The sequence below is a fragment of the Pseudoalteromonas umbrosa genome (assembly GCF_030125375.1).
GTDB lineage: Bacteria > Pseudomonadota > Gammaproteobacteria > Enterobacterales > Alteromonadaceae > Pseudoalteromonas > Pseudoalteromonas umbrosa.
Genome location: NZ_JASJUU010000003.1, coordinates 550,096 through 574,620, shown reverse-complemented (window position 1 = coordinate 574,620; position 24,525 = coordinate 550,096). Strand labels below are relative to the sequence as shown.

Genomic DNA, 24,525 nt, shown 5'->3' with positions numbered 1-24,525 from the left:
ATTATTGTATTTTTGCCTTTTTTATTATTTGTTTGTTTAATTGAGAAAGCCTTCGATATTGCTTGGCAGAAAGAGGGCGTACGTTAAAGCGCGCAATCTCAAACAAGCTATAAAACTCATCCAGTTCTTTAGAGGCATTTGGCCATTTAACTTTAAGGTTTTCACACAATTGTTTAGGCGTTAATTTATCAGATTTTTCATCACTCAACACCATCAACTTTTTATATATTCTCACTTCTTTTGGATCATTGAGCCGAGTTCTTAGATTTAAATAAATAAACCAACAGCCAAACGCAACGATCAGCATTAAAATAACACTTAGTGCTGGCAAAAACTTGTGCTTGTGCCCAAACAACATTTCGATCAATGAGGATTGTTTCTTATCATCGAAGTTTAAGACCCATCTCGTCCAGTGAAAATCTAATTGCTCTAACTGTAATCGAAGCCAATTGACTGCTGCAATGCTAGAAAAAGCCTGTAAACTCAGCCCCAAATTGTCTTTAAATTCATTTTCAAGGTCTCGCAAGTCAGCTAAGGAGCCCAACATCCTTTGTGGTGAAACCCAAGCGGTTGGATCAAGTCTTTGCCAGCCAACTTGAGGGACATAATATTCAACCCATGCATGTGCATCATATTGATACACTGCATAATAGTTGCTTTCTTCATTTAACTGTCCTCCCAAATAACCGGACACAAGCCTCGTTGGGATCCCAGCTGTACGCATTAAAAAAGCAGCAGAAGATGCATAGTGTCCGCAAAATCCTACCTGTGAACCGAATAAGAATTCATCGATCGTATCTTTGGAGTTAATACTGGGTGGAGTCAAACTGTATTCAAAGTCTTGTGTCGTAAAAAATGATTCCATTTTAGCGATAAATGCCTGAGTCGAGCTTGTTTGGGCATCCCATTCTTTTGCTAATGTAATGGCTCTTGGATTGATATCATTAGGTAAATGTGTGTTTAAATTATATTCCCACCGTGGCATTCTCGCGTCATCTAACTTAACTGGAGATACTTCATATTGCATAGGTTTATTAGTTAAATGCCTTTGATATACCATACCGAAATAATTAACCCTAATTCCTTTACTAGCAGGAATACCTTCATCCAAAGTATATAACCAACGCGTATTAGACGGATTTGCAATAACAGTATAGTTTGAAGCAGTGGGCTCATAGGTCTTACTTAGAAAGCGGTTTTGTAAATCGGACATCGCCCACTTTTTACCATCAAACCTATCATGAATAATTGCACGCCAATAAAAAGGAGGTTCAAAACCATTAGACTCTGGGAGTAAAGCGCGAAATGCCAGCTCGGAAGAGCGGGAAAGCTCGGAAATCTGAAATGGGTCAACATCTTCTGATAAGCCTGTAGATGCAGTCTTTGCACTAGGAAGCTGCCAAAAAGGCGGAAGCTTTGGCACTAAAGCAACCATAACAACCGCTAGAGGTAAACTAAATACAAACTTGCGTACTGAACTATTGATAGAAGCCTTTAGAGGAACATGGTGGGTCACACTGAATAACTGCCCCAAGTTTAACAATAGCAATGCTGCGACTAACAAAAACGATAAAATATTTTGTGAAAAAAGATAAAAACAAGGATAGGTAAAAAAGTTGAGAATATAAACACTTTGAGCCTGTTTTACTGAACTGACACTCAGCATTTTCAATGAACAAGCACCAAAAAGCATAGCAACAAACATTTCGATAGCTTGGCTAAAGCCAAGAGATAGAAAGACCACCACAATGACCGTCATTGCTAGTAAGTTAATTACAAGCTTAGATGGATATTTAACTGCCCCTACAGACGTGCTAATTTTAAAAATGCAAATCAATAAAATTGAAACACAAAAAACATAACCCAAACTTTGGAATAGTAATAAAGACAAACCACAGTATACAAATGAAGAAATTAGCGTATTTTGACGAACTAGTTCTTTAACACTCACTCAAGCTCTCCAAACACTGAACAACATGAGCTTCGCTGTTACCCGGCGGTGTGTATGCATTTGGAAGATGTAATGCAAATTCATACCCTAATCGATCAGCTTCAAGTACTTGAAAACACAATTGAGAAAGCCGAGACTCTTTTGTGCCTTCCATCATATTAAAATCTAGTACTAAGCTTACACCGTGACTGTCACCAACATAGTCTTTAACAAGTAATTCTTGACTCTTAGCAAAGTGTCGCCACGAAATTCGATTACGGCTCATCCCTTTTTGATACGGTTTTAACCCAGAAAATTCATCTAAACTGTCGGACTTATTCGCTAACAATTCTGTGTCTTCACTCATATCTATTGATTCATGGAGACTGAGTTCAGATTTAAGCGGCGCAGGATAGGTAAAAAAGCTCTTATCTGTAAGTAAATAACTCCACACATTAACCAAACCAAAAGGGTAATTACTATAAATTTTAAATTTACCGCCAGAATACTTACCACGTTTTTTTTGATTCAAACGAACTACCTGCACAAAGCTGGTTTCAAAAATGTTTTCCTGTTCAAAGCCATGTCCTTCCCAATCTGCGCTAACCACACTAACAGAATAGATTGGCTTTTGAGAATAAACTTTAAACTTACATTCATTGTGATTGCCATAAAAATTACTTTTAATATCACGTAATTCAAGCTTTACACCGTGCAAATTGAAATAGCCGTAAAACAATGACGATATTTGCAGCATAAGCATCAAATACGAAACACCAAGGATCAGGTTATTTTGATAGTTAATACCGAGAATAAAGTTAAGTAACGCAAAAGAAAGAAACCCCAATCCAAGAAGTGATGGCATTACGTAAATGTTGTTATGTGAAAACGTTATAATGTTAGCGCTATGTTTTTTTGCGATAAGTTTATCTATCCAGCCTTTATAAATAGCCTTACGCATTACACTGGTACCGCGACTCGTTCAAAAATTGAGTTAACAACGGTATTTTGTTCATTGCAGGGAATATTTAAGCGATGCCCAGCAACACAACCGAAGACTGCTTGTACATCGTCTGGCAATGCAAAGTCACGCCCATTAATTAATGCATGTGCCCGAGCCGACAATCCAAGCGCGATACTAGCTCTCGGTGATAAAGGATCGCTAAACTCACCAGAATCACGGGTAAAAGTGACTAAATCTAAAATATACTGTACAACAGGCTCCGATAACTTCACGTTCATGACTTCATCTTGAAGAGCCGCCAACTGCTCATTGCTGATCGCAAGACTTGGGTCAGCTACATCTAAATCCCGCTTATTTCCTTGCTGTATCAATGACTTTTCAACTTCAAAGTCAGGGTAGCCCAAGCTTATTCGCATAAAAAATCGATCTAATTGTGACTCTGGTAATGGGTGAGTACCAGATTGATGAAGTGGATTTTGAGTCGCTATCACAAAAAATGGCTGTGCTAGGGGATGTGTATTACCATCAATGGTCACCTGACCTTCTTCCATTGCTTCTAATAGCGCGCTTTGTGTTTTAGGACTCGCGCGGTTTATTTCATCTGCCAATACAATTTGGCTAAAAATAGGCCCTGGATGAAAATCAAACGTATGAGTTTGAGTATTGAAAATACTAGAGCCCGTTATGTCCGCAGGCAAAAGATCACTGGTAAATTGTACCCTTTGATAGCTCAAGCCGAGGACGCTTGCAAGACCGTGCGATAGTGTTGTTTTCCCCATGCCCGGTAAATCTTCAATTAGCAAATGCCCTTTACTTAACAAACAACATAAAGCCAGTTTCAACTGCTCGTTTTTCCCTAAAATTAATTGGGATAAATTTTCAATTATTTTGCTGGTAATTTGGTTCATGCAATCATTTCTAATCTTTTCATGACAGTATCAACTTTTTTGGCATTAAATGGTTTGGCTATAAAGCCTTTAGCGCCAAGCTCCCATGTGTTTTGTACATTTTCAAGACTATTATGACCTGAGCACATAATAACGTGTGTGTTTGGGAACTGATCATTCACATACTCAAGTATTTGCGTACCATCTGTATCTGGTAATTCTATATCCAGAAAAAGTACGTTGGGGGATTTGGACTCAAGCAAAGGTTTGGCTGACGTAAAGTCCTTTGATTCGTATATTTCTTCGAATCCTAAGTTTTCTAAAATATCAATTAGGTAGCTTCTGACTTCTTCTACATCATCAATAATAAGTATAGGCTCTAAAGGTCTAACAAGTTCCATATTGTAATACTATCTGACTGCGACTGACTTAATACTATGTCATGGCGGCTATGAGCTCAATGCTTTATTTATATCAAATCAAAGTACTGGCTCTGACAGGTTATTTTTACCTATTAATATGCTTAACGCCAAACATGATATAGATTGCCACAATAAGAATTTAAGTATTTGCAACGCAATAAAAACGAAAAAAGAAAATATTACATGACACATTAACGTTTTATATGCACATTTCTCTTTATGTATTGCTCAAGGTATGACTTAAGCAAGCTGTGCTCTTCATTTGGCAGATAATCTAAATGCGCTTGCAAAAATGCATTACCGCCATAGCTATTTAACAAAATTCCATTTACTGTTGCGATAAACTGTTTGCTGGTCGGGGTTTTATTACACATAAAGTGCCCAATAATCACTTTTGGCGATCCAGCTATGTGGTATGAGCGAATAGGTAAATCAACCTTGTTACTATATCGGTGAAACTCAGCAGGGTAGTTAAGTAAAAAGTCCACCCTATTTGATATAAACATACGGTACACCGTCTGGTAGTGATCTGCACCACCGCGCAAAATCAAATTACCTGCATTAATAGAAGCCAGCTGTTTGTCGAGAAAATCACCATACGAGAAATTTTCCGCAATGACTATTGCACTCTTGTCATACGCATCAAACAACGCGGGCAGTGATGTTATTTCGCCCTCAGCGTTTAACACACCATCAGTTGCTTTTGACAAGTCATGATGAGAGTACAGTTTATGTGCCCAATAAAAGTTAACAGGCAAGCTGAAGTAATAATCTGACTTGCGTTGCTCGTTTTTAATCATATTGATGTTGCAAGCCGCAACATTAGACTGCTGTAATGATTTAATCGCCCGCTTTCGGCTAGATTTAACATAATGAACAACAATGTCTTCGACTTGTGAAAGCACAAACATATTCGTTGCGCCGGCGATATTAAGAGGTTGCTGATCGCCAGAGCTAAAAAGCTCGTAGTCCAATTGATCATCTAGGTAGATATGCACACCATGTGCATTCAAACTTTCGCTAAAGGTGCAAGCAGCTATCAAAAACAAACCAGCCAACCTATCACTGCAACTCACTATTTATGCCTCTATCATCAAGTCACTATTAAATTGTAGCCGAGAATCTCATTTCTCTACACAACATTTAGAAATTTGCCTAGTAAGATAATAAGTATTCCTCATAAAGATTATCTATCACGCCTGAACAAAATGACCATAATCAAGCGCTTCTCTATTGCATTTCATTAAAACCTCAGGCCCAAAGGCATCAGTCACAAAAATGAAACCTTATTTACATATGTAATACAGTGTAATAGAAACCCCATATTCATTAATGTAATTTATGAAACGATTTCAAAGCCAATACAAATGCCTTTGAGCGTCGTGTAATTAAACAATAATAAATTTTGGAGTAAATAATGGGTTCACGAAAAGGGATCGTAAATTCAGCAGTCGTTGCCTCTGTGGTAGCAGGCTCTATGGTGATGACCAGCCAAGCAAATGCGTTTGGTTGGGGCAGTATTGGTGACTTCTTTAAAGATCCAATTGGGACCGTTGGCGGTGCCGTTTCACAAGTGGCGCAAGTAGTTAGGCACGTTACAAGCCCTGTGACAACTATTGCAATTGATACACTGAGACATGGTGCAAATGTTGTAAACAGCGCAACTAACTTGGTTGGTGTAGATTCATCAGCGATTACTGATAAAGCGATATCGCTTGCACAGCAACTGGCTACTTTAGACAACATTGGAACGTTTGTAGCGGACCAACAACAAAAAATCGCTGCACTTGAGCACTTTGCCACTGTTGCAGTCACTAATGCACACCATTTAGGTCAATTAGAAGCCCTAGTTGATGGCGTTAATGAAAACAACGTCGAAGTAGCAAGAAACATAGTACATAGCCTAATCAAAGACATTGACTACAATACCTTAAAGCAGGTCGTTGATCAGGTTAAGACATATGATGGCGCACAATCTCTGATGTTTATGGTCAATAAAGGTAATCTAGGAGTAGGGGTTGCTGTTGACGTTAACGAGCTTGAACGCATCAAGTATGGCCATCGTTCAAACCGCCACGAACCAATCATGAGCTTTTTTGTTCAGGCTGTTAATCCAGGAACACCTAACAACCAATTAAAATTTTCTGTTGGTTACCATAAGAATGCTCCTTTACAGGTATCCGGAAACAGCGTAAGCCTATCAAGTACGGTTAAAAAGATGAAAGTCAGCCTGGCATTTGCATCATTGAATAGCAGTGACTTCCTTGCTCTGGTCGACGTACAAGCTTTGCGAAATCAACATAAAATGACAGCGGTTGGAGTCAGTGCAAATCCAATTAACTTGCAAGCAGGTAGTACATCAAGACAAGTTGTATTTAAAGAATGCCAAAACGGCAGACTACAAGCGAACGGCGTTGATTGTAATCAACAAGACTTGTCTATCAGTTCACTGACAGGTGTCCACGCCATGGACCAGCACACAGCTCTTGGTGGTGTATCATTTACCTTTAAATCATTTGGCAAAGTAGATGGTATGTACTGTGTACAAACAGTGGAGCCAGCAGATCCGCATACGTGGCACGACAACTACTTCTGTTCATCCCAAGACCTTGGCATGAAATGGTCATATGCAGGCCCGATTGATGGCATGCGCTGTACGCAAATCATCGAATTAGCAGACCCTCATACATGGCAAGACAATTACCTATGTTTACCAAATGACTCAGACTATCTATTCTCTTGGAGTAGCGCAGGTAAAGGAAACATGAAAAATACAGTAAGATGGTTAGAAGCTGCAGATCCTCACACATGGAATGACAATTATTTAGGCATTGAAAAACATGTTGAGATGAAACTATTCGATAGGTGCTTAGATATTGCAGGATATCATCCAAGCAATGGCCAAGACATCATGCTACACGACTGTCACAATGGCGCAAACCAAAAATGGTTATTCACCAATGACGGAAAAGTGAGAAGTAGAGTAGACTATAACAAGTGTTTAGATTACAGAAACTCAGCAACTAGCAACGGTGAAAAACTGATGATTTGGGACTGTAACACAAGCCCAACACAGCAGTTTGAATACATTAACGGTCAATTAAAAACGGTTCTGCAACCATCACGCTGTGTAGATGCACCAGCGCCACATAACTACACAAGAACACACTTGTGGGATTGCCCAGTGTTAACAAGGCACAACAACGTGGTTATTTCTAATTAAATAGCTTCATATAACACACCCAGTTTTTCTGGGTGTGTTATTAAATACAATAATTAAGTTTATAATTTATTCAATGACTCGCTAAATAAAAAATGCAACAGATATTGCTACAACCAATAAATATGATTAAATAACTCGGAATGAACGAAGCTTTTCTATTTCCAAAATAATCGCAATAACACTCAAACTTGCATTTAGATCAAGACTCAAATAAATTTTGTATAAACTTCTGCAGAGCAGTATTTTTCATCACCATGCTACAACATAGCTCAAGAGCCGAATTTGTAGCTCTTCAAAATTTCAAGGTCCTGAACGACAGCAATAGCCAAGCACTCTTAAGCACAAATTAAAATGTTAATACAAGTACAATTTCATCATTTGTAAGTCTAATTGCAGATACCTTGAGAGTACCTACCAGCCATAGTAACAGAGAGCCTTGATACATTAGTTGGGTGTTAATAGTGTCACAAATTATGTTGCTTACTCAGATAACACTAGAATCAATGAGAATAAAAGCTATCGCTTCTTCAGGTAATGTGTAGCTAAGTGGGATATCAAACTACAGCGAACTAGCAGCCGTCTTTAACACTGATGACAATAGTTATGATGAGTATCAAACATTTCACCCTGTTATGAATATTAAAGTTTAAACATTAAAAGCTTTTTTATTATTGATTTGGTAATTGGTCTCAGATGTATATTCATACATTTAAACGATAAATAACACCTATTCCCAACTGCAAAAATTATTTTATCGCGTGCTATATATTTAAAAATAAAATATCAAAAATGAGTTTAAATTTTTCGTTCTGATGTGCCATTATAGCTTGAAAAGTGTTTGAAATTAACATGCGTATAAATAAGATTGATTCATCATAATTTACTTTTTTTTAAAAAACTAAGAAGCATGTAAACCTATATTCAAATAGTTAATTGATGAACCAGTTTAACACTTTGAATAATGCGCTGTAATTATGTGTAATAGTTAACATAAGGAATCTTAAATATGCTCTTTAAGTTATTTCTCAAAGGAGCATTCAAATGAAAAGTGAAGTAGACATTGCCATTGTGGGTGGCGGAGTATCTGGGGTTTATAGCGCGTGGCGTCTGCAACAAGAGTTAGGTCACGACCAACGTATTGCTTTATACGAGTATAGCGATCGAATCGGAGGTCGGCTTTACAGTGCAAACCTTCCTGGCCTGCCTAATGTTGTTGCTGAACTCGGAGGTATGCGATATATCCCTGAAGAGCACGTTATGGTGAGTACACTAGTCGATGAACTAGAACTAAAAACAAAAGATTTTCCGATGGGCTCAGAGCTACCATTATATCCCTCTGAGCAGCATAACTCACCCAAAGCAGGTAGTGAAAACAATTTATTTTACTTACGAGGCCAATACTTTCGGTATAGAGATTTTGCTGAATGCCCAGATAAAATACCTTACAACCTTGAAGAAACCGAGCGCGGATATGGACCTGAAGATTTACAAGTAAAAGTAATGAACCTGATCTGTCCGGGCTTTGCAGATATGTCGCTATCTGAACAAATGAAAGTCAAAGTTTTTGGTAAAGAAATATGGAAACTAGGTTTTTGGAATCTTTTAGAGCATGTGCTGAGTAACGAAGCTTATCTATTTATGAAAGAGGCTGGAGGTTACGATGCCAATGTTGCAAATGCCAGTGCAGTAACCCAATTACCAGCGACAGAGTACAGCGACGATACCATATTTAAAACTCTGAAAGATGGTTTTCAAGCTCTACCTCTTAAGCTTCGTGATGAGTTTAAAAAAGCACCTGGTTGCCTAGAGAGTGCTGAACGGGTCAACATGTTACGACGTTTAGTAAAAATTGAAATGCATGATTGTGAAGAATACCGTTACAATTTGACTTTTCAACCAATGACAGTGAATGACCAAAAGAAAGTCATTGATGCTAATGCCCCTGTTCAATGCGTTAAAGCTAAAAAGTTGATCCTCGCCATGCCAAGAAGGTCGTTAGAGCTTATTGAGTCACCCTTTTTTGATGACCCTTGGTTGAAAGAAAACATTCCATCCGTGTTAAGCCAAAAAGCAATCAAGATGTTTATGGCGTACGAGCAGCCATGGTGGCGTAGCCTTGGGCTTGTAGCTGGTCGTTCAGTGACGGATCTGCCTATCCGACAAACCTACTACTTAGGAACTGAGTGCGACCAAAAAGAGTGCGTAGAGTATACATGTAATGAAAAAGGCGAAAAGGTCTGCAAAACTCAATACACATATGGCGAGCCAAATACCAACTCGCTGCTGATGGCCTCCTACAATGATATTGGTACAATCCCATATTGGAAGGGGCTAGAAAAGGGAGAACATTACCAAGGGTATGTACCAGCATATGGCGTTGAAGGCTACGGTCAAAATGAAATAGTCCCTAAAAATCAATATCAAATCACAACGGGTATGGTTGAAGCTGCCCACCGTCAGATCCAAGCGCTACATAATCAAAAAGCATTGCCTATGCCTTACTCAGCCATCTACCAAGAATGGGGAGATGATCCATATGGTGGTGGCTGGCATGAATGGAAGGCTAACTATCGACTAGATGAGATCATGTGTAAAATGCGCCATCCTGTAGAGACAGAAGATATCTACATTATTGGTGAGGCATACTCATATGAACAAGGCTGGGTTGAAGGTGCATTAAATACGGCTGAGTCAACTCTTTCTGAGTTCTTCAAGTTACCGACGCCAAAATGGCTAAGTGCATGTGGCAAGCCTCATAATTATTTGCCAATTGACTGTTGCAATCAATGCGACTCTTCCTCCGAAAGTAAGCAGCCCAACGCCAGCTCACAAACCCTCAATGAAGCTACTGAGTTTGCCTATGAAGGAATAAATCATGAGTACCGCTAATTTTACCGTTGCAGATTATCTGCTGTGGCGCTTGAAGCAGTTTGGACTTGATAAAGTTTTTCAAGTCCCTGGGGACTATGTACAAGAATTTATGACTGCGTTGGACAACTTTCCTGGCATCGATGCCGTTGGTGATGTAACCGAACTAGGAGCAGGGTATGCTGCTGAAGGTTACGCAAGATATCGTGGTATTGGCGCTGTGTCAGTACAATATGGTGTAGGTACATTTAGCGTCTTAAATGCAATTGCTGGTGCCTATGTAGAGCGAAATCCCGTCGTCGTTATTTCAGCGAGCCCCTCAGCATCAAATCGTGTCGATATAGAACAAACGGGTGTACTGTTCCATCACAGTACAGGTGATTATAGTGCTGACAAGAAAATTTTTGAAAACGTCACCGTCGCAAGTGAAATTCTCGCTGATGCGAATACTGCACCAGGTATCATAGACCGTGCGCTACAATTAGCAATGAGCGAAAAGAGGCCAATATACCTTGAAGCTTGGCAAAATGTATGGGGAGCGCCATGCAATAAGCCTAATGGAAACCTAATTGTACAACAGCCAACCTCAGATCCATCATCGATGGCAGCGCTACTTGAAAAAACGATTAACCGGCTTGAAAAAGCAGAAAAACCACTCGTTTTATTGGGTATAGAAATTGCTCGCCTAGGCATACAAGCAGAAGTAGAAAGCTTACTTTGTCATTTAAACATACCTTATACAACCTCTACACTTGCCAAATCGGTATTAAGTGAAACGCAAGGCGTAGGAAAAGAACTGTTCATCGGTACCTACGCCGGCGAAGCATCTTGGCCAGAAACATTTAACTTTGTTAGCGGACGCGACTGCATTTTAGCACTAGGCATGATATTCACAGATGATTACCTGACAATGTTAGATAAGCAAGGAAGTAAACTCATCAGAGTGAATATGGGGCAAGCAAGGGTAGGCCAGTGTGAACGCTTTAATGGTATCAACTTGGCACAGTTTATTGGGGACTTAGTTGATTACGTCAAGCACAACCCACGACAGCTTCATGCGCAATGTTCCATACCAAATAATCCATACTTGAATACACCTGTCCATGAAGGTGAAAAAATAACATACGATAATTTTTTTGTTACTTATCAACAACAATTAATGCAGTCTCAGCACGTGCAAGGTCTAAATTTAATATTAGGTGAAAGCTCATCGCTTTATATGGCTGCACGTTTGACAGGCATAGAACAGAATCGCTTTGTCAGCGACGCCGCTTGGGGCTCATTAGGTCACGAAACTGGGTGCTCCCTAGGAACAGGGTTGGCCAATCAAAGACGAAGCGCAGTTATTGCAGGTGATGGTGGCTTTATGATGATGTGTCAAACACTCTCAACAATTAGCCATAATAAGCTCAATACTGTTGTTTTTGTGATGAGTAATCAAGTCTATGCAATAGAGCAATCTTTTGTTGATATCTGCGCATTTACGCAAGCAGGGGAGTTCGCACCTTTTGATAAACTTCATCACTGGAACTACGAAGCGCTAGCGAAGGCTTATTTAGTCGAATATTTGAACGTGGAAAATGTAAGAGATTTAAATCAAGCTTTTTCGACGATAAATACCAACCAAGACAAGTCATATTTAATTAAAGTCAACCTTAATAAAAAGGACCTCGCACCTGCGATAAAAGATCTCGCTGAAGCCATAACAGGCACTCAGGTTGAAAATTGTCCATGCAGCTCAGAAAAAGGAAATAATGATGACAGAACAATGCAATAAACCAAAGCCCGAATGCCAATTAGAAGAAGCTGAAAAGCGTATTGAGGCATACTGGGAAAAAACTATAAGCTACATAGAAACACTAAAGCAAACTCATGCTTTCGAGTCCGACCAATTACTTACCCTGCTACCTTCAGCAGATCTAGATGAGAAGCGCTTTTTACAATACCAATCGAAAGCATTGATTTTTAATACGCGATTGCAGTTTTCTCCATCCGTTATCGTAATGTGCAAGCACACCGATGATGTTGTAAATGCTTATCAAGAAGCGATACGACACAAACTACCTATTCGTGTGCGCTCCGGCGGTCATGATCATGAAGGGGAGTGCACTGGTACTGACGTTGTGCTGCTCGACCTTAGCGAGCTAAAAGAGTTTTCCATTCATCAGCATGGAGAGGACTATATTGCACATATCGGTTCAGGTTATCGGTTTTATCAGGTTATCCCTAAATTGGCTAAGCCAGCAGATAAAAAGATCCCGCCTTTAACAATTCCTCACGGTACATGCGCAACAGTTGGCTTGGCTGGCTACATTCAGGGGGGCGGCTGGGGGCCTTGGACAAGAGCAAAGGGAATGTGTTGTGAATCACTCGTTGGTGCAACCGTTATTTTGCAAAACGGATCAAAAATAGAAGTCTCTGAAACAGAATATCCAGACATATTATGGGCGCTACGTGGTGGCGGCGCTTTAAGTTATGGCATAGTCACAGAGTTCAGAGTCAAGGCATTTGAAATCCCTGACGAAATACACCGCTTTGAACTCCATTGGAACAATGCGGAACCAGACTCAACGAATTTAGAAACATGGAATTTATTGACACAGTGGGAACGCGCAATTAATGATCCGCGCACCGAACGCCTTGTGGGTACAAACCTTAAGATCAACGCTATTCCAGATCAAGCCTGTATCAGTGTAAAGTCACTGAGGCACCCTAGTACCATGTATGGGTATTGGGAAGGTACAGAGAGTGAGCTGGACAATTTTGTCGGACAATATTTCCCAACGGCAAAAGTAACAAAGACAGGCACTGATACTAAGCTTAACTACAGCTCTGCACTAATGTCCAATTGGTCTAGAGATACCTTAGCAAACTTGAAACCAGTTGGTATGAAGCAAGCTCTAGTATCAAATGCAAATGGTACGCCATTTACACCTGATTATGACGCACCGGCACCACATAAAATCACCTCAAAACTCGTTCAAGACACGGGTCTCACTGAGGAGGGCAGAGCAGAACTATTGCGGTCTTTAACTTCGCCATTACTGTTCGAACAAAATGCAGAACTTGGCTTGTTCTCATACGTAACCTTGGGTGCTATTGCAGGGCCGTTTTATGCAGATGACACAATTACTGGCGCAGCTAAACGTGTCGCTTTTCCTTATTCGAAAGCCCAGTATACAATTCAATATCAAACATGGTGGAATACGGAGCTAAAATATGACGGGAGCTTTGATCGCAAAATGCTTGGCCAAGATAACCCAGTGTTCCGTTATGTAAACAGAGCCTTAGACTGGATTGAAGTAAGCCGCGACACACCGATTGACGGAGCGTATGGCGCTTTTATCAGCTTTAAAGATTCGTCCATACCAACAAAAACTTACTTTCAAGACAGCTATCAGGAGCTAATACAAATCAAGGAAAAATACTCTGGTTTCAAAATTGATTCAGATCTAGAAGGAGAAGAGATTTACATTAACTTCAATCATTTAAGAACAAGAAAGACGATTATTTAACTCATTATGACGTTCATGCTTATGTCTTCTGTTGAGCAGATAAATAAGCTGTTTTGATTGTAAAATATATACAAATGGCACATAAGTAACAAAGCGAAAATAGAACACTTTGTTACTTATTATTATATTGCCATTGCTATAGTGAACGTCTTGTACCTGCCCTGAATAAAGCTTTGAACAATGATAAAACACCATGAGTAATTAACATTTGTACACACTGCAATCTGAATAGATCATCGTCAATCCCCACTCATTATAGGAACACAATTAATTTAAGGAAATTACTCAACACCAATAAATTCAACCAACTAAAACTCACACGAAAATTAATCAAAAAATATCAATAATTTTATTTGTCAATTTGCACTTCGAATTGCTAAACCTAAGATTGAAAAGAGCAGCTTCAATCTGTTTTAAACTTACAACATGCTAGCAAAGGGAGTGAATGAATATGGCACTTAAACCAACAACCACAGCACAAGATGCTTATGTTGAAATGTTTGAAAGGCACCATAGCCAAGCACACAATGAATTGATAGATAAACTCAACGAAGTGGCCTTAAAGCTTTACTCAATCCCGATGGATAAGCATTACCTAAGAGACGCAATCTTGGTTGAAGTGTCAAAAGCACTGATGGAAACCAAAAAGTATTTTCGGGCATTAGAGTCCAATACGCCTCGCAATTATGAGACCGAAGGCAAGCTCGTCATGCTTTGGGGCCTAGCTGCGGCGCCGCTTAGCATGCTAGACAAAGAGCTAGGTATATTATGTGAGTTAGAAGACGAAAATTGGTTACACCCAGATGGCTGGAGTAATGAGGAAATCATCCAGTTTGGTGTAAAACTCGATTTAATATCACGAACATTTATGCGTTTGTCATTTCCAGTATCGGTATGGCATTAAAGAGAGCCAAGCATAACCAAAATAGATACAAATTAATTTTTTTAGGCCAAATACTAGCGTGTGAACTTAAACAATAGAGTTAGCTTACTACAGTTTTATGATCAGCCTTCGTTGTGAGTTGTGTGGGCTTGTTTAACGTTGTCATACAAAGAACCATATGGCTGAGACCACAGTTACCAATAAGTAAGACTTAAAAACTTTGCGAGAGTTACATTTTTCCATAACCCCAACTATAGCTGCAATACACGATAGAGTAATCAAAGCAAGTGTAAGGTTATGTTCTGAATAGGTAGCTGCTGAACGATATTTTTCACCGCCATAATATACCATCGCTTCTGAACCAAAATTATAGCTTTTTAGAACTTCAGGGCTTTGAGTTATGGCTATAATCCAATATTCTGAAAAACTAATTACGAATATGATACTTAGCAACATAATAAGGGGTAGCACGGGGTAGTAGCGGCTTAAGTTGTTCACAAATTTAATCTTCCTTACTGTCGAGATATAAAATTTCAAAGTTAATATCGGCATACAGTTCGCCCCTGCGAAAAGTAAACTTCTCAAACCATATCGACTTTATTTCATATTTGTATTGTTTTAGGGTTTTATCTATTAGGCGATACTTTGAAGTAGATCTAATTGCATTTTTAAAGTGCTCTTTTAAAGGGGAAAGAGCTGGGTTGTGCAAATTACCTGAGGATTTAAATGCTACTTCTAGTTCATAGGGAATGTGCTCTTCATAATACTTAACTACTTCACCTATAAAACTTTCCTTACCGAAACAACACAATAACCGCACACTATGCAAGCCACCTTCACTTTCATTTAAAAGTAATTCATTTAAGCTAACCGAGCTCGCAATGTCGTACCGTACATGATAAGAGCTAGAGCCCGAACCTATCAGCTCTGATTCATTAGCACTTAAACTGGTTGAAATTAGCAAGAAAAAGCTAAATAAACTATGCACTTTAAACCTCATATACAATAAATCCTTTATTGGGGTTTTACCGTTCTAAACTACACTAAAAATAACAAAAAAAGCATCTAATTTCATTGCTCAATTCACCGAAACAAATTAATCGTTACAGCCCCAAATAGGTCTATTAATTGTAACGCGCGCTCCGAGTTTGAATAAAAATACATTTGTAATTGGACAATGCAAAGTTTCCTAAAACCTTCCTCTATTTTTACATTCGCATTTCTGTATTAATTCTTTCATGTTTGCATTGCTTTTAGTATCCAGTTAAGTAGAGTTATATTGAGGAGTAATACAAGGATATAACGTTGATAGCATCTCTATTCAAAAAATTAAGCGGCGTATTTCAAGCAGTACGCTCTGATAACTCAACTGTGATTCAAATTGCAGGGAATAATTCAGGTGATATTGTCTTCAAGGACCCGATAGCAGTGAAAGCATTTGACGCCTTAAAAGCTGAATTAGATAAAAAGCAAATTGAAATATCTGAATACAAGCAACAGCTTCAAACTTATCTCGACATCATCTCTAATTTAAGTCAAAGCAAACAAAATAACGAATTGCCCGCTGAAGAAGTTGAAGCAGCATTACAAGCAATCATAGATAGTGGCGACGTCGATAAAGCACAAGCGCTACTGTCAAAGCTGATTGAGGAAAACGAAGACACCATTCTCAAACAGGCTGAGTGCTATTACCAGCGCGGTTCGTTAACTTATCTTCATGAGTCTCAACAGACACTAGAAGATTTTGTCAGGGCAACGCAATTAAACCCTGAGCATCTAAATGCTTGGAATATGGCTGGCCATATGTATAAGCGAACTGGTGATTTAGACAGTGCACTTCAAGCGTATCGACATGTTTTAAACTTGGCTGAAAAGACCGATGATGGTGAAGGAAAATCTGTGTCGTATGGCAATATAGGTATTGTTTACCAAACAAAAGGCGAGCTGGATAAGGCGCTAGAATATTACCATAAGAGCCTTGAAATCAATGAATCTCAAGGAAACAAAAAAGGTATAGCTAGAGACTATGGGAATATGGGGGTTGTTTACGGAAAAAAAGGAAAATTATATGAGGGACTTGAATATTTCCAAAAGAGCCTCGAAATCAATGAATCTCTAGGCAATAAAAAAGGTATGGCCAGTGACTTTGGCAATATTGGGCTTATTTATCAAATACAAGACGAACTAGATAAAGCGCTTGAATACTATCAAAAGAGTCTTGAAATCGATGAATCACTAGGTAATAAAGAAGGAATGGCCAGTGACTTTGGCAATATGGGGGTTGTTTATAGGAAAAAAGGTGAGCTAGTTAAGGCACTTGAATATCACCAAAAGTGCTTGGAAATCAGCGAATCTCTTGATCGTAAAGAAGGAATATCTAGCCAGTATGGCAATATGGGGGTTATTTACCAAATACAAGGCAAACTAGATAAAGCTCTTGAATATTACCAAAAGAGTCTAGAAATCGATGAATCTCTAGGTCGCAAAGAAGGCATGGCGAACCAGTATGGCAATATGGGAAATCTATATATAAATCAAGGCAACCTCAAACAAGCAAGAGCATATTGGAAAAAGGCCTTGGTATTATTTGAGCAAGTTGGTGCACAACCTCAAATTGAGCAAGTGTCTAGATACCTTGCAGAATTAGAGAATACAAAGGAGTAAGAACTATGATTGAGTGGTTTACCTCACTTAGCACTGAATTGCAAATTGGTGCATTGACGCTGCTGGTGACAATTATCGGAGTACTTGTCGCTATTGTAACGCGCGTTTCAAATTTAGATAAAAATACGTTTGTTTTTAGACATCCCAAAGTGAGTTAAAACCTTCTCCCATTTACCATTTCATTTCTGCATTAAATCTTTCATGTTTACATTGCTTTTAGTATCCAGTTAAGTAGAGTTGTATTGTGAAGCAATACAAGGATATAAAGTTGATAGCATCTCTATTCAAAAAATTAAGCGGCGTATTCCAAGCAGTACGCTCTGATAACTCAACTGTGATTCAAATTGCAGGGAATAATTCAGGTAATATTGTCTTGTCTGATAGCAAGGCTATAAAAGCGCTAGAAGCATTGAATGAAGTATTAAGAGTAGAACTAGATAAGAAACGCATTGAAATTTCTGAATACGAGCAGCAGCGAAAAACTCATGAAGAAATCATCTTGAATTTGAGTGAAAGCAAACATAATAACGAATTGTCCGCCGAAGATGTAGATGCCGCATTACAAGCAATCATAGATAGTGGCGATGTCAATAAAGCACGAGCGCTACTCTCAAAGCTGATTGATGCTAACGAAGACGTCATTCTCAAACAGGCCGAGTATTATTTCCAGCGTGGCTCGTTAACTTATCTTCATGAGTCTAACCAAGCACTAAAGGATTTTGTTAGGGCAACGCAATTAAACCCTGAACATTTTAATGCTTGGACTATGGCTGGCCATATTTATGACCGAATTGGCGAATTAGACAACGCACTACAAGCCTATCAACATGCTTTAAACTTGGCTGAAAAGACAGGTGATAATAAAGGTAAATCTATATCGTATGGCAATATGGGGCTTGTTTATAAAACACAAGGCGAGCTAGATAAGGCGCTTGAGTATTACCAAAAGAGCCATGAAATCAATGAAACTCTGGGTCGTAAAGTAGGTATGGCTATCCAGTATGGCAATATGGGGCTTGTTTATAAAACACAAGGCGAGCTAGATAAGGCGCTTGAGTATTACCAAAAGAGCCTTGAAATCAATGAATCTCTGGGTCGTAAAGTAGGTATGGCTATCCAGTATGGCAATATGGGGCTTGTTTATCAAATACAAGGCGAGCTAGATAAGGCGCTTGAGTATTACCAAAAGAGCCTTGAAATCAATGAATCTCTGGGTCGTAAAGTAGGTATGGCTATCCAGTATGGCAATATGGGGCTTGTTTATCAAACACAAGGCGAGCTGGATAAAGCGCTTGATAATTACCAAAAGAGCCTTGAAATTGAAGAGTCTCTAGGTCGCAAAGAAGGTATGGCATGTGATTATGGTAATATAGGGAATGTTTATCAAACACAAGGCGAGCTGGATAAGGCGCTTGAGTATTACCAAAAAAGCCTTGAAATTGAAGAGTCTCTAGGTCGCAAAGAAGGTATGGCATGTGATTATGGTAATATAGGGAATGTTTATCAAACACAAGGCGAGCTGGATAAGGCGCTTGAGTATTACCGAAAGAGCCTTGAAATCAATGAATCTCTGGGTCACAAAGAAGGCATGGCCATTCAGTATGCCAATATGGGTATTCTATATGAACAACAGGGCGACCTGAATCAAGCAAAAGTGCATTGGGAAAAGGCCTTTGCATTGTTCGAGCAATTGGGCGCACGACCTCAAATAGCGGAAGTCTCTAGCTGGCTTGAAGAATTTGAGAGCATAAAGGAAGAGAATAATGATTGAATGGTTTACTTCACTTAGTATCGGTGAGCAAATTGGTGCATTGACGCTGCTGGTGACAATTATCGGAGTGATTATCGCTATATTCAAAAAGTCAGGGCGCAGTGAGCCGCAAAAATCCGTTAACCAGAGCATATCGGGTAGTAATATTAATAACGCCGTACAAATAGGTGGAGATAATAAAGGTGAGCTGCCGAAAAAGTAGCAGCTGTAACGATTATTAAGAAAAGCGGAGTCTGGGATGAAATTGACGCTTGAACCTTGGTTTGAAACTCACATTAAGTCCGATACTGGTAAGTATTGGACATTGCAAAGATAAGCGGTTTAAACGCTTAGTAAGAGAAGGAGTTATTACTTCTGACTTTCTACACGATCCCAATTTAACATAACGTAAATTATAGGCTATCTTATATACCCATATAAGTATATTATCCTTACTCTATTCACCAGAACCATCATATATCACCTCATTTATTAACAAGAAAATAAGCTCTCTTATAAATTACAATCTTATTTGTTCACAGATAAACCAAAATAAAGCGTTATAAGTTTAACTTTATATTAAGTAATAACTAAACATAAAATCATCGTAGAAAATAAAAATCATATAAAGCCAATCTAAAAAACTCAAAGCTTGCTGTATAGCAAAGTATTATTTAAATCGTTTAAAAGATAACTAATCAAAGCCCATTCCGTACCTAATATATGCTCAAGTGAGTAAGATTCTAATATAACGTCCCCAAAATAATTCCAGATTTTATAATTTAATCAAGATACTTTGATTGAAAACAAAGAGAAAAACAAACAAAAAATTAACATAAAACTTTCAACAAAAGATATTTTGGAATGACATAAAGAATCGCCTAAGCAACAATATACCTAGGCGATTAGATGTTTAGCCAGTAATGATTCTAAGCATTCTGCGTAAAGGCTCGGCAGCCCCCCAAAGTAGCTGATCACCAACAGTAAACGCGCTAATATATTTTTCACCCATGGATAGCTTTCTAATCCTACCAATTGGGATATGTAAGGAGCCAGTCACGTTAACCGGTGTAAGTTCTTGCTCCGTAATCCCTCTCTCATTTGGAATAACTTTTACCCACTCATTATGTTCATCAAGGATTCGCTCTATTTCACCAACTTCTATGTCTTCACGTAATTTAATGGTCATTGCTTGCGAATGACAGCGCATTGCACCTATACGAACACACAAACCATCTACAGGAATTGGCTGCTTAACCGAACCTAGAATTTTATTGGCTTCTACTTCGGCTTTCCATTCTTCTTTACTCTGACCAGACTCCATAGGGACATCTATCCATGGGATCAAGCTACCGGCTAGCGGCACGCCGAACTGATCCTTTGGTAAAGAATCATCTTTGAGTTTATCGGCAACAATTTTATCAATTTCTAAAATTGCTGAAGACGGGTTATCTAATTGTGCACTGACACTGCTATGAATAGCACCCATTTGGGTAATAAGCTCTCTCATATTTCGAGCACCAGCACCAGAGGCTGCCTGGTATGTCATAGGGCTAACCCATTCAATTAGATCCTTTTCAAACAAACCACCAAGTGCAAGTAGCATTAGAGAAACTGTACAATTGCCACCTACAAATGTTTTAACGCCCTGCTCTAGCCCTTGTTGAATAACATCATTATTAACTGGGTCAAGTACAATGATACTATCACTGGACATTCTTAATGCCGAAGCAGCATCAATCCAATAACCTTGCCAACCAGCATCTCTTAACGGTTGATATACTTCTTTTGTATAGTCACCACCTTGGCATGACACGATAATGTCCATTTCTTTTAAAGCAGGTATGTCATATGCGTTATTAAGCGGTTTGGCTTCTCCCGCAAAGTCAGGGCCTAACTGACCTGACTGAGAGGTTGTAAAAAAATGCGCATTTAGATGATCGAAATCACCCTCTTGTTGCATACGCTCCATCAACACTGAACCAACCATGCCGCGCCAGCCGATAAATCCTACACTATTCATTACATTACCCTTTATTAATTTAAAATTACTCATTGCGTGAGGGGTACGTCTAGACGTCTAACCTATCAAAATTAATCAATCACCTCTAGTACTTTTTAAGGTAACTAAAAAATAACTCATATCACAACATTGGAAATCAAATGACAGAATGAAGAACAGATTAAAAGCGAGGCAATTAAAGCACAGTTTAACAAAAGAGAAATATACTTTGTGCTATATAAAAAAACCCCGCGATGCGGGGTTTGGATACAACATGTAAAGGTTGCGTCCAAGCTTGATGCTGCGCATCAAACTAGAACTCTGTTTTGGTAATATGTTTATTTTATGTAAACAAAATACCTGAATGTGGTAAGGATATGCGATAACCTTTTTGTGCTAGCTATTATGAGTCAAGTTAGTACTATTTTCAAGTAAAAATCAGTCTTAATATTGATCTAGATTATAAAAAAAATCCAAAATTAATATATGTTTACGCTTACGTAAATGTAATATTTCTCACGTGAAAGTTATTAATTATAAACAACAATATCAAGACTCAAATTTAAGACGTAGAAAAGCGGTACATATTTAATAAAATTTAAAATAAATATACTACTATTAAAAGGTAATTATTTTTATTTTGACAAAAATAAAAAAGACCACTAATAAAGTGGCCTTAACTTAGTAAAAATAGTTAATTAGAATTCGATAGAGAAGTCCAAACTAACTTGTTGTGCCGTTTCTTTTGAGCGGATCAAAGCACCATTTTGTTCAACCTCAAAATCTTGACCAAGCAAGTTCTTGACTTTGAATGTCATTGTCGTGCTAAAAGTAGGATAGTAGCTATATACTATATCCAAAGAGTTGATTGGTTGCTCATAAGCATCATCAAAGCCATTTACACCAGCCGCTAGAATACGGTCTCCAAATACGTTATAAATAACCGAGCCTTGATGATTCCCATCGTGGGAGTCATAGTTCAACTGCAAATTTGCAACGTACTTAGAGTGGCCTGTCATACGACGTTCGAGATTCGTTAAGTCCCCTCTAGCACTCTCTAAAATTTCTACTTCTGAATCACTTACTGTTAAGTTACCAGAGGTGAAGAACGCACCACCTAAGAAATCAGACGAAAGCTCAACCAGCCACTCAGCTTCAAGACCGTATACATATGCCGTATCAGCGTTTTCAAACTCTAAAGTAAAACGCCCGTCTCTCTCGTTTAGCTGGGCTTCGATTGGTTTATCGATATCTTTATAGAACGCACCGACAGAGAAGTTATCACCGCTCTCAAAGTAAAACTCCACACGCACATCAAAGTTATCTAAATGACTCGATTGTAGTGTTGGATTACCTAGTGTTCTATAATCCGTTAGCGGATCTTGATATTGAACTGGCGTTAGTTCACGAAGATCTGGTCTTACAATCGTTTGACCCCAACCAGCTCTGATCTGATAAGTTGGCTGGCTATATGTCATAGACAGTGAACCGAACGTCTCGTCTTCCATTACAGAAGCTTTTTGAATTGATTCACCACTTAATTTATCAGTCAATAAATCAGCATCGAAAACGGAGCGAGAGAATGCAAGCGCTACTTGTCTAAAGTCTTCATATCTCAAGCCACCAGAAAAGCGCCAATCATTAGCGTATACGTAATCAAAGCTACCATAGTAGGCATCAATTTTTTGTGCTGCTATATAGTCATCAGCGGTTGGTTCCTGGAAAAGGATCTCAATTTCTGTATTATCAACACGCTCGTCATCACGGAAAATACTGCCGATACCCAATGCTTCGTTTGCATTGGTCGCAAGGACTATATTTTCTGATGGACCAAAGCGGTATTTAAAGAAATCAGTTTTGTATTCACGGGTTTTGTCTACAAAATATGCACCACCTTTTAACTCTATTTCTGAAGAGTCAAAATAGAAGGCCTTTGACAAATTCCAACCGTAGTTTTCAACTTTGTCTTCCATATCTACAAAACGATATAGGAACGGATCACCACCTAATGGGCCACTTGTATAAGTATCTGTGTAAACACCATCTGTATAACGGTCCCTTGCGGTTATCTCAAGCTCACTTGGAATATCAGTTGTTGCTGTAGAGTCCGTGTATTGCCAGTCGAACCCTACCCCTTTGATAAAGTCATATTCAATATTATGTGTGCCACGAAACTGAATAACTTCCAGCTCTCGTTGCTCAAATGACGTTAAGTTCTTACGTTGGATCTCACCATTTTCAATACTTAACGACTTCGAAGGCTCTTGATAAAGAGAAACAGACGCTTCGTCTTCGGTATCACGTAGCATCATGTAAGAGGCATTTAAATCATGACCATCTAACTTATAGCCAAGATTAAACGAAGTATTCAACTTAACATTTTTCTTAGTAGACTCTTTATCTGTTCTAGCGGAATAGCATTCTAAATCTGACTTTCCACAATCTTCAGGCTTAACATCTACCGAAGATAGAACTGCAGAGTATCCTTTACTATGAGACCATTCATGATCATAGGCAGCTGAGAACAAGAAACCTAAAGCGCCATCAAAGCCAAAAACGTTATCAAACTTATCTCCATAAACGAGCTTTGCGCCAAAATCCGGGTCCAAGTCTTTCTCAACCATACCGAAATCACGGTGCAGTGATTTAGTTAAAGACTTATTGATGGCGATCGCTTCGTCTTGAGAAATAGCTTCTCCACGCTCTTTTGATTCAATATCACGAATATTTAAAACTGAGATATCCGAAATACCGTTGATATATTTGTTAAGCGCCGCATTCATTGTGCTTGGCATTGCGCGCAGTCCATCGTCTTCGCCTAACCAATCGTCGTCACTACCGTTATATACAAAACCAGTGCTGTTAGTATCTTTATGTGTCAAACCAACTTCTAGTTTTATTATTCGATCATTAGGTATGCTCTTAGTGCGAATGTTGACATCACCACCACCAAACGCTGCAGGCATATTAGGAGAATAAGCTTTCTGTACTGCCAATGACTCAATAATGCTGGATGGGAAAATATCCAATGGAATAACGTTACGCGTAAGGTCCGGGCTTGGTACTTGCGCACCATTTAAACGCACACTTGAATAACGCTCACCTAAACCACGAACATAAATAAACTTGTCATTTACCAGGCTCAGACCTGTAACACGACGTAGTGCAGATGCCGCATCACTATCACCAGTACGTGAAATTTGTTCTGCGCCCATAATGTCTGCGACAAAAGCTTGATTCTTTCGCTCTTCAATGACGGCGCTCGCACTACCTTTCAAGCGGCTTCCTACCGCGACTACTTCTTCAATTTCTTGCGCAGTCTCTTGTGCCATAACTTGTGTGGACAAAGGACTTAAAAGAGAAAGCAAAGAAATCGTTATCAAATTTGTTTTAAACACTTTGATTGGTTTCATTTGT

At 38.9% G+C, this 24,525-nt stretch carries 17 protein-coding genes; 9 read left to right on the top strand and 8 right to left on the bottom strand.

Features of this window, described 5'->3' with window-relative positions; translation table 11 throughout:
• Position 1 precedes the first annotated feature (1 nt).
• The 5 genes from QNM16_RS12415 to QNM16_RS12395 form a co-directional block, all read right to left on the bottom strand.
• Entirely contained in the window at positions 2-1,951 is a 1,950-nt protein-coding gene (locus QNM16_RS12415; protein ID WP_284020774.1) for a transglutaminase TgpA family protein, read from the bottom strand.
• Entirely contained in the window at positions 1,941-2,891 is a 951-nt protein-coding gene (locus QNM16_RS12410; RefSeq protein ID WP_284020773.1) for a DUF58 domain-containing protein, read from the bottom strand. Before QNM16_RS12410 ends, QNM16_RS12415 begins: the two co-directional genes overlap by 11 nt.
• Complete coding sequence (locus QNM16_RS12405) at positions 2,891-3,802, bottom strand: AAA family ATPase (protein ID WP_284020772.1); 912 nt, start codon at positions 3,800-3,802, stop codon at positions 2,891-2,893. The genes QNM16_RS12410 and QNM16_RS12405 overlap by 1 nt, the downstream gene beginning before the upstream one ends.
• Complete coding sequence (locus tag QNM16_RS12400; RefSeq protein WP_023399139.1) at positions 3,799-4,182, bottom strand: response regulator; 384 nt, start codon at positions 4,180-4,182, stop codon at positions 3,799-3,801. The genes QNM16_RS12405 and QNM16_RS12400 overlap by 4 nt, the downstream gene beginning before the upstream one ends.
• Positions 4,183-4,394: 212 nt before the next feature.
• The gene (locus QNM16_RS12395; RefSeq protein WP_284020771.1) at positions 4,395-5,279 is read right to left on the bottom strand and encodes a hypothetical protein; all 885 of its coding nucleotides are present in this window, start codon (positions 5,277-5,279) and stop codon (positions 4,395-4,397) included.
• A gap of 341 nt (positions 5,280-5,620) precedes the next feature.
• On the opposite strand from QNM16_RS12395, the gene QNM16_RS12390 reads away from it, so the two are divergent.
• From QNM16_RS12390 to QNM16_RS12370, 5 genes are all read left to right on the top strand, one after another.
• Positions 5,621-7,426 carry an RICIN domain-containing protein gene (locus tag QNM16_RS12390; protein WP_284020770.1) on the top strand — a complete coding sequence of 602 codons (1,806 nt, stop codon included), beginning with the start codon at positions 5,621-5,623 and terminating at the stop codon, positions 7,424-7,426.
• 1,041 nt (positions 7,427-8,467) lie between these two features.
• The gene (locus QNM16_RS12385; RefSeq protein ID WP_284020769.1) at positions 8,468-10,315 is read left to right on the top strand and encodes a flavin monoamine oxidase family protein; all 1,848 of its coding nucleotides are present in this window, start codon (positions 8,468-8,470) and stop codon (positions 10,313-10,315) included.
• Positions 10,302-12,071, top strand: coding sequence for an alpha-keto acid decarboxylase family protein (locus QNM16_RS12380; protein ID WP_284020768.1), 1,770 nt, complete (start codon positions 10,302-10,304; stop codon positions 12,069-12,071). Before QNM16_RS12385 ends, QNM16_RS12380 begins: the two co-directional genes overlap by 14 nt.
• Entirely contained in the window at positions 12,049-13,809 is a 1,761-nt protein-coding gene (locus QNM16_RS12375) for an FAD-binding oxidoreductase (RefSeq protein ID WP_284020767.1), read from the top strand. Before QNM16_RS12380 ends, QNM16_RS12375 begins: the two co-directional genes overlap by 23 nt.
• A gap of 451 nt (positions 13,810-14,260) precedes the next feature.
• Positions 14,261-14,713, top strand: coding sequence for a hypothetical protein (locus QNM16_RS12370; protein ID WP_284020766.1), 453 nt, complete (start codon positions 14,261-14,263; stop codon positions 14,711-14,713).
• Between the two features lie 481 nt (positions 14,714-15,194).
• On the opposite strand, the gene QNM16_RS12365 is transcribed toward QNM16_RS12370, so the two are convergent.
• Positions 15,195-15,692, bottom strand: a complete 498-nt coding sequence (locus QNM16_RS12365; RefSeq protein WP_284020765.1) for a hypothetical protein — start codon at positions 15,690-15,692, stop codon at positions 15,195-15,197.
• A 305-nt stretch (positions 15,693-15,997) separates the two neighbouring features.
• Here QNM16_RS12365 and QNM16_RS12360 point away from each other — a divergent pair, with 305 nt between their 5' ends.
• The 4 genes from QNM16_RS12360 (at position 15,998) to QNM16_RS12345 (ending at position 19,329) form a co-directional block, all read left to right on the top strand.
• Positions 15,998-17,356: a tetratricopeptide repeat protein gene (locus QNM16_RS12360; RefSeq protein ID WP_284020764.1), complete on the top strand. Its 1,359-nt coding sequence runs from the start codon at positions 15,998-16,000 to the stop codon at positions 17,354-17,356.
• A gap of 5 nt (positions 17,357-17,361) precedes the next feature.
• Positions 17,362-17,514, top strand: a complete 153-nt coding sequence (locus QNM16_RS12355; RefSeq protein WP_284020763.1) for a hypothetical protein — start codon at positions 17,362-17,364, stop codon at positions 17,512-17,514.
• Positions 17,515-17,624: 110 nt separating this feature from the next.
• Positions 17,625-19,127, top strand: a complete 1,503-nt coding sequence (locus QNM16_RS12350) for a tetratricopeptide repeat protein (RefSeq protein ID WP_284020762.1) — start codon at positions 17,625-17,627, stop codon at positions 19,125-19,127.
• Positions 19,120-19,329, top strand: coding sequence for a hypothetical protein (locus QNM16_RS12345; RefSeq protein ID WP_284020761.1), 210 nt, complete (start codon positions 19,120-19,122; stop codon positions 19,327-19,329). The genes QNM16_RS12350 and QNM16_RS12345 overlap by 8 nt, the downstream gene beginning before the upstream one ends.
• A 690-nt stretch (positions 19,330-20,019) precedes the next feature.
• On the opposite strand, the gene asd is transcribed toward QNM16_RS12345, so the two are convergent.
• Both asd and QNM16_RS12335 read right to left on the bottom strand, forming a co-directional pair.
• Positions 20,020-21,129 (bottom strand): aspartate-semialdehyde dehydrogenase, encoded by a 1,110-nt coding sequence (gene asd, locus QNM16_RS12340; RefSeq protein ID WP_284020760.1) that lies wholly within the window; start codon positions 21,127-21,129, stop codon positions 20,020-20,022.
• 677 nt (positions 21,130-21,806) lie between these two features.
• Positions 21,807-24,521, bottom strand: coding sequence for a TonB-dependent receptor plug domain-containing protein (locus tag QNM16_RS12335; protein ID WP_284020759.1), 2,715 nt, complete (start codon positions 24,519-24,521; stop codon positions 21,807-21,809).
• Between the last annotated feature and the right edge of the window lie 4 nt (positions 24,522-24,525).

What these genes read in the sequence shown, in the direction of transcription:
- QNM16_RS12410 (WP_284020773.1), bottom strand. Translation starts at nt 2,891, where the DNA reads ATGCGTAAGGCTATTTATAAAGGCTGGATAGATAAACTTATCGCAAAA.
- QNM16_RS12405 (WP_284020772.1), bottom strand. Translation starts at nt 3,802, where the DNA reads ATGAACCAAATTACCAGCAAAATAATTGAAAATTTATCCCAATTAATT.
- QNM16_RS12400 (WP_023399139.1), bottom strand. Translation starts at nt 4,182, where the DNA reads ATGGAACTTGTTAGACCTTTAGAGCCTATACTTATTATTGATGATGTA.
- QNM16_RS12390 (WP_284020770.1), top strand. Translation starts at nt 5,621, where the DNA reads ATGGGTTCACGAAAAGGGATCGTAAATTCAGCAGTCGTTGCCTCTGTG.
- QNM16_RS12385 (WP_284020769.1), top strand. Translation starts at nt 8,468, where the DNA reads ATGAAAAGTGAAGTAGACATTGCCATTGTGGGTGGCGGAGTATCTGGG.
- QNM16_RS12380 (WP_284020768.1), top strand. Translation starts at nt 10,302, where the DNA reads ATGAGTACCGCTAATTTTACCGTTGCAGATTATCTGCTGTGGCGCTTG.
- QNM16_RS12375 (WP_284020767.1), top strand. Translation starts at nt 12,049, where the DNA reads ATGATGACAGAACAATGCAATAAACCAAAGCCCGAATGCCAATTAGAA.
- QNM16_RS12370 (WP_284020766.1), top strand. Translation starts at nt 14,261, where the DNA reads ATGGCACTTAAACCAACAACCACAGCACAAGATGCTTATGTTGAAATG.
- QNM16_RS12365 (WP_284020765.1), bottom strand. Translation starts at nt 15,692, where the DNA reads ATGAGGTTTAAAGTGCATAGTTTATTTAGCTTTTTCTTGCTAATTTCA.
- QNM16_RS12355 (WP_284020763.1), top strand. Translation starts at nt 17,362, where the DNA reads ATGATTGAGTGGTTTACCTCACTTAGCACTGAATTGCAAATTGGTGCA.
- QNM16_RS12345 (WP_284020761.1), top strand. Translation starts at nt 19,120, where the DNA reads ATGATTGAATGGTTTACTTCACTTAGTATCGGTGAGCAAATTGGTGCA.
- asd (WP_284020760.1), bottom strand. Translation starts at nt 21,129, where the DNA reads ATGAATAGTGTAGGATTTATCGGCTGGCGCGGCATGGTTGGTTCAGTG.
- QNM16_RS12335 (WP_284020759.1), bottom strand. Translation starts at nt 24,521, where the DNA reads ATGAAACCAATCAAAGTGTTTAAAACAAATTTGATAACGATTTCTTTG.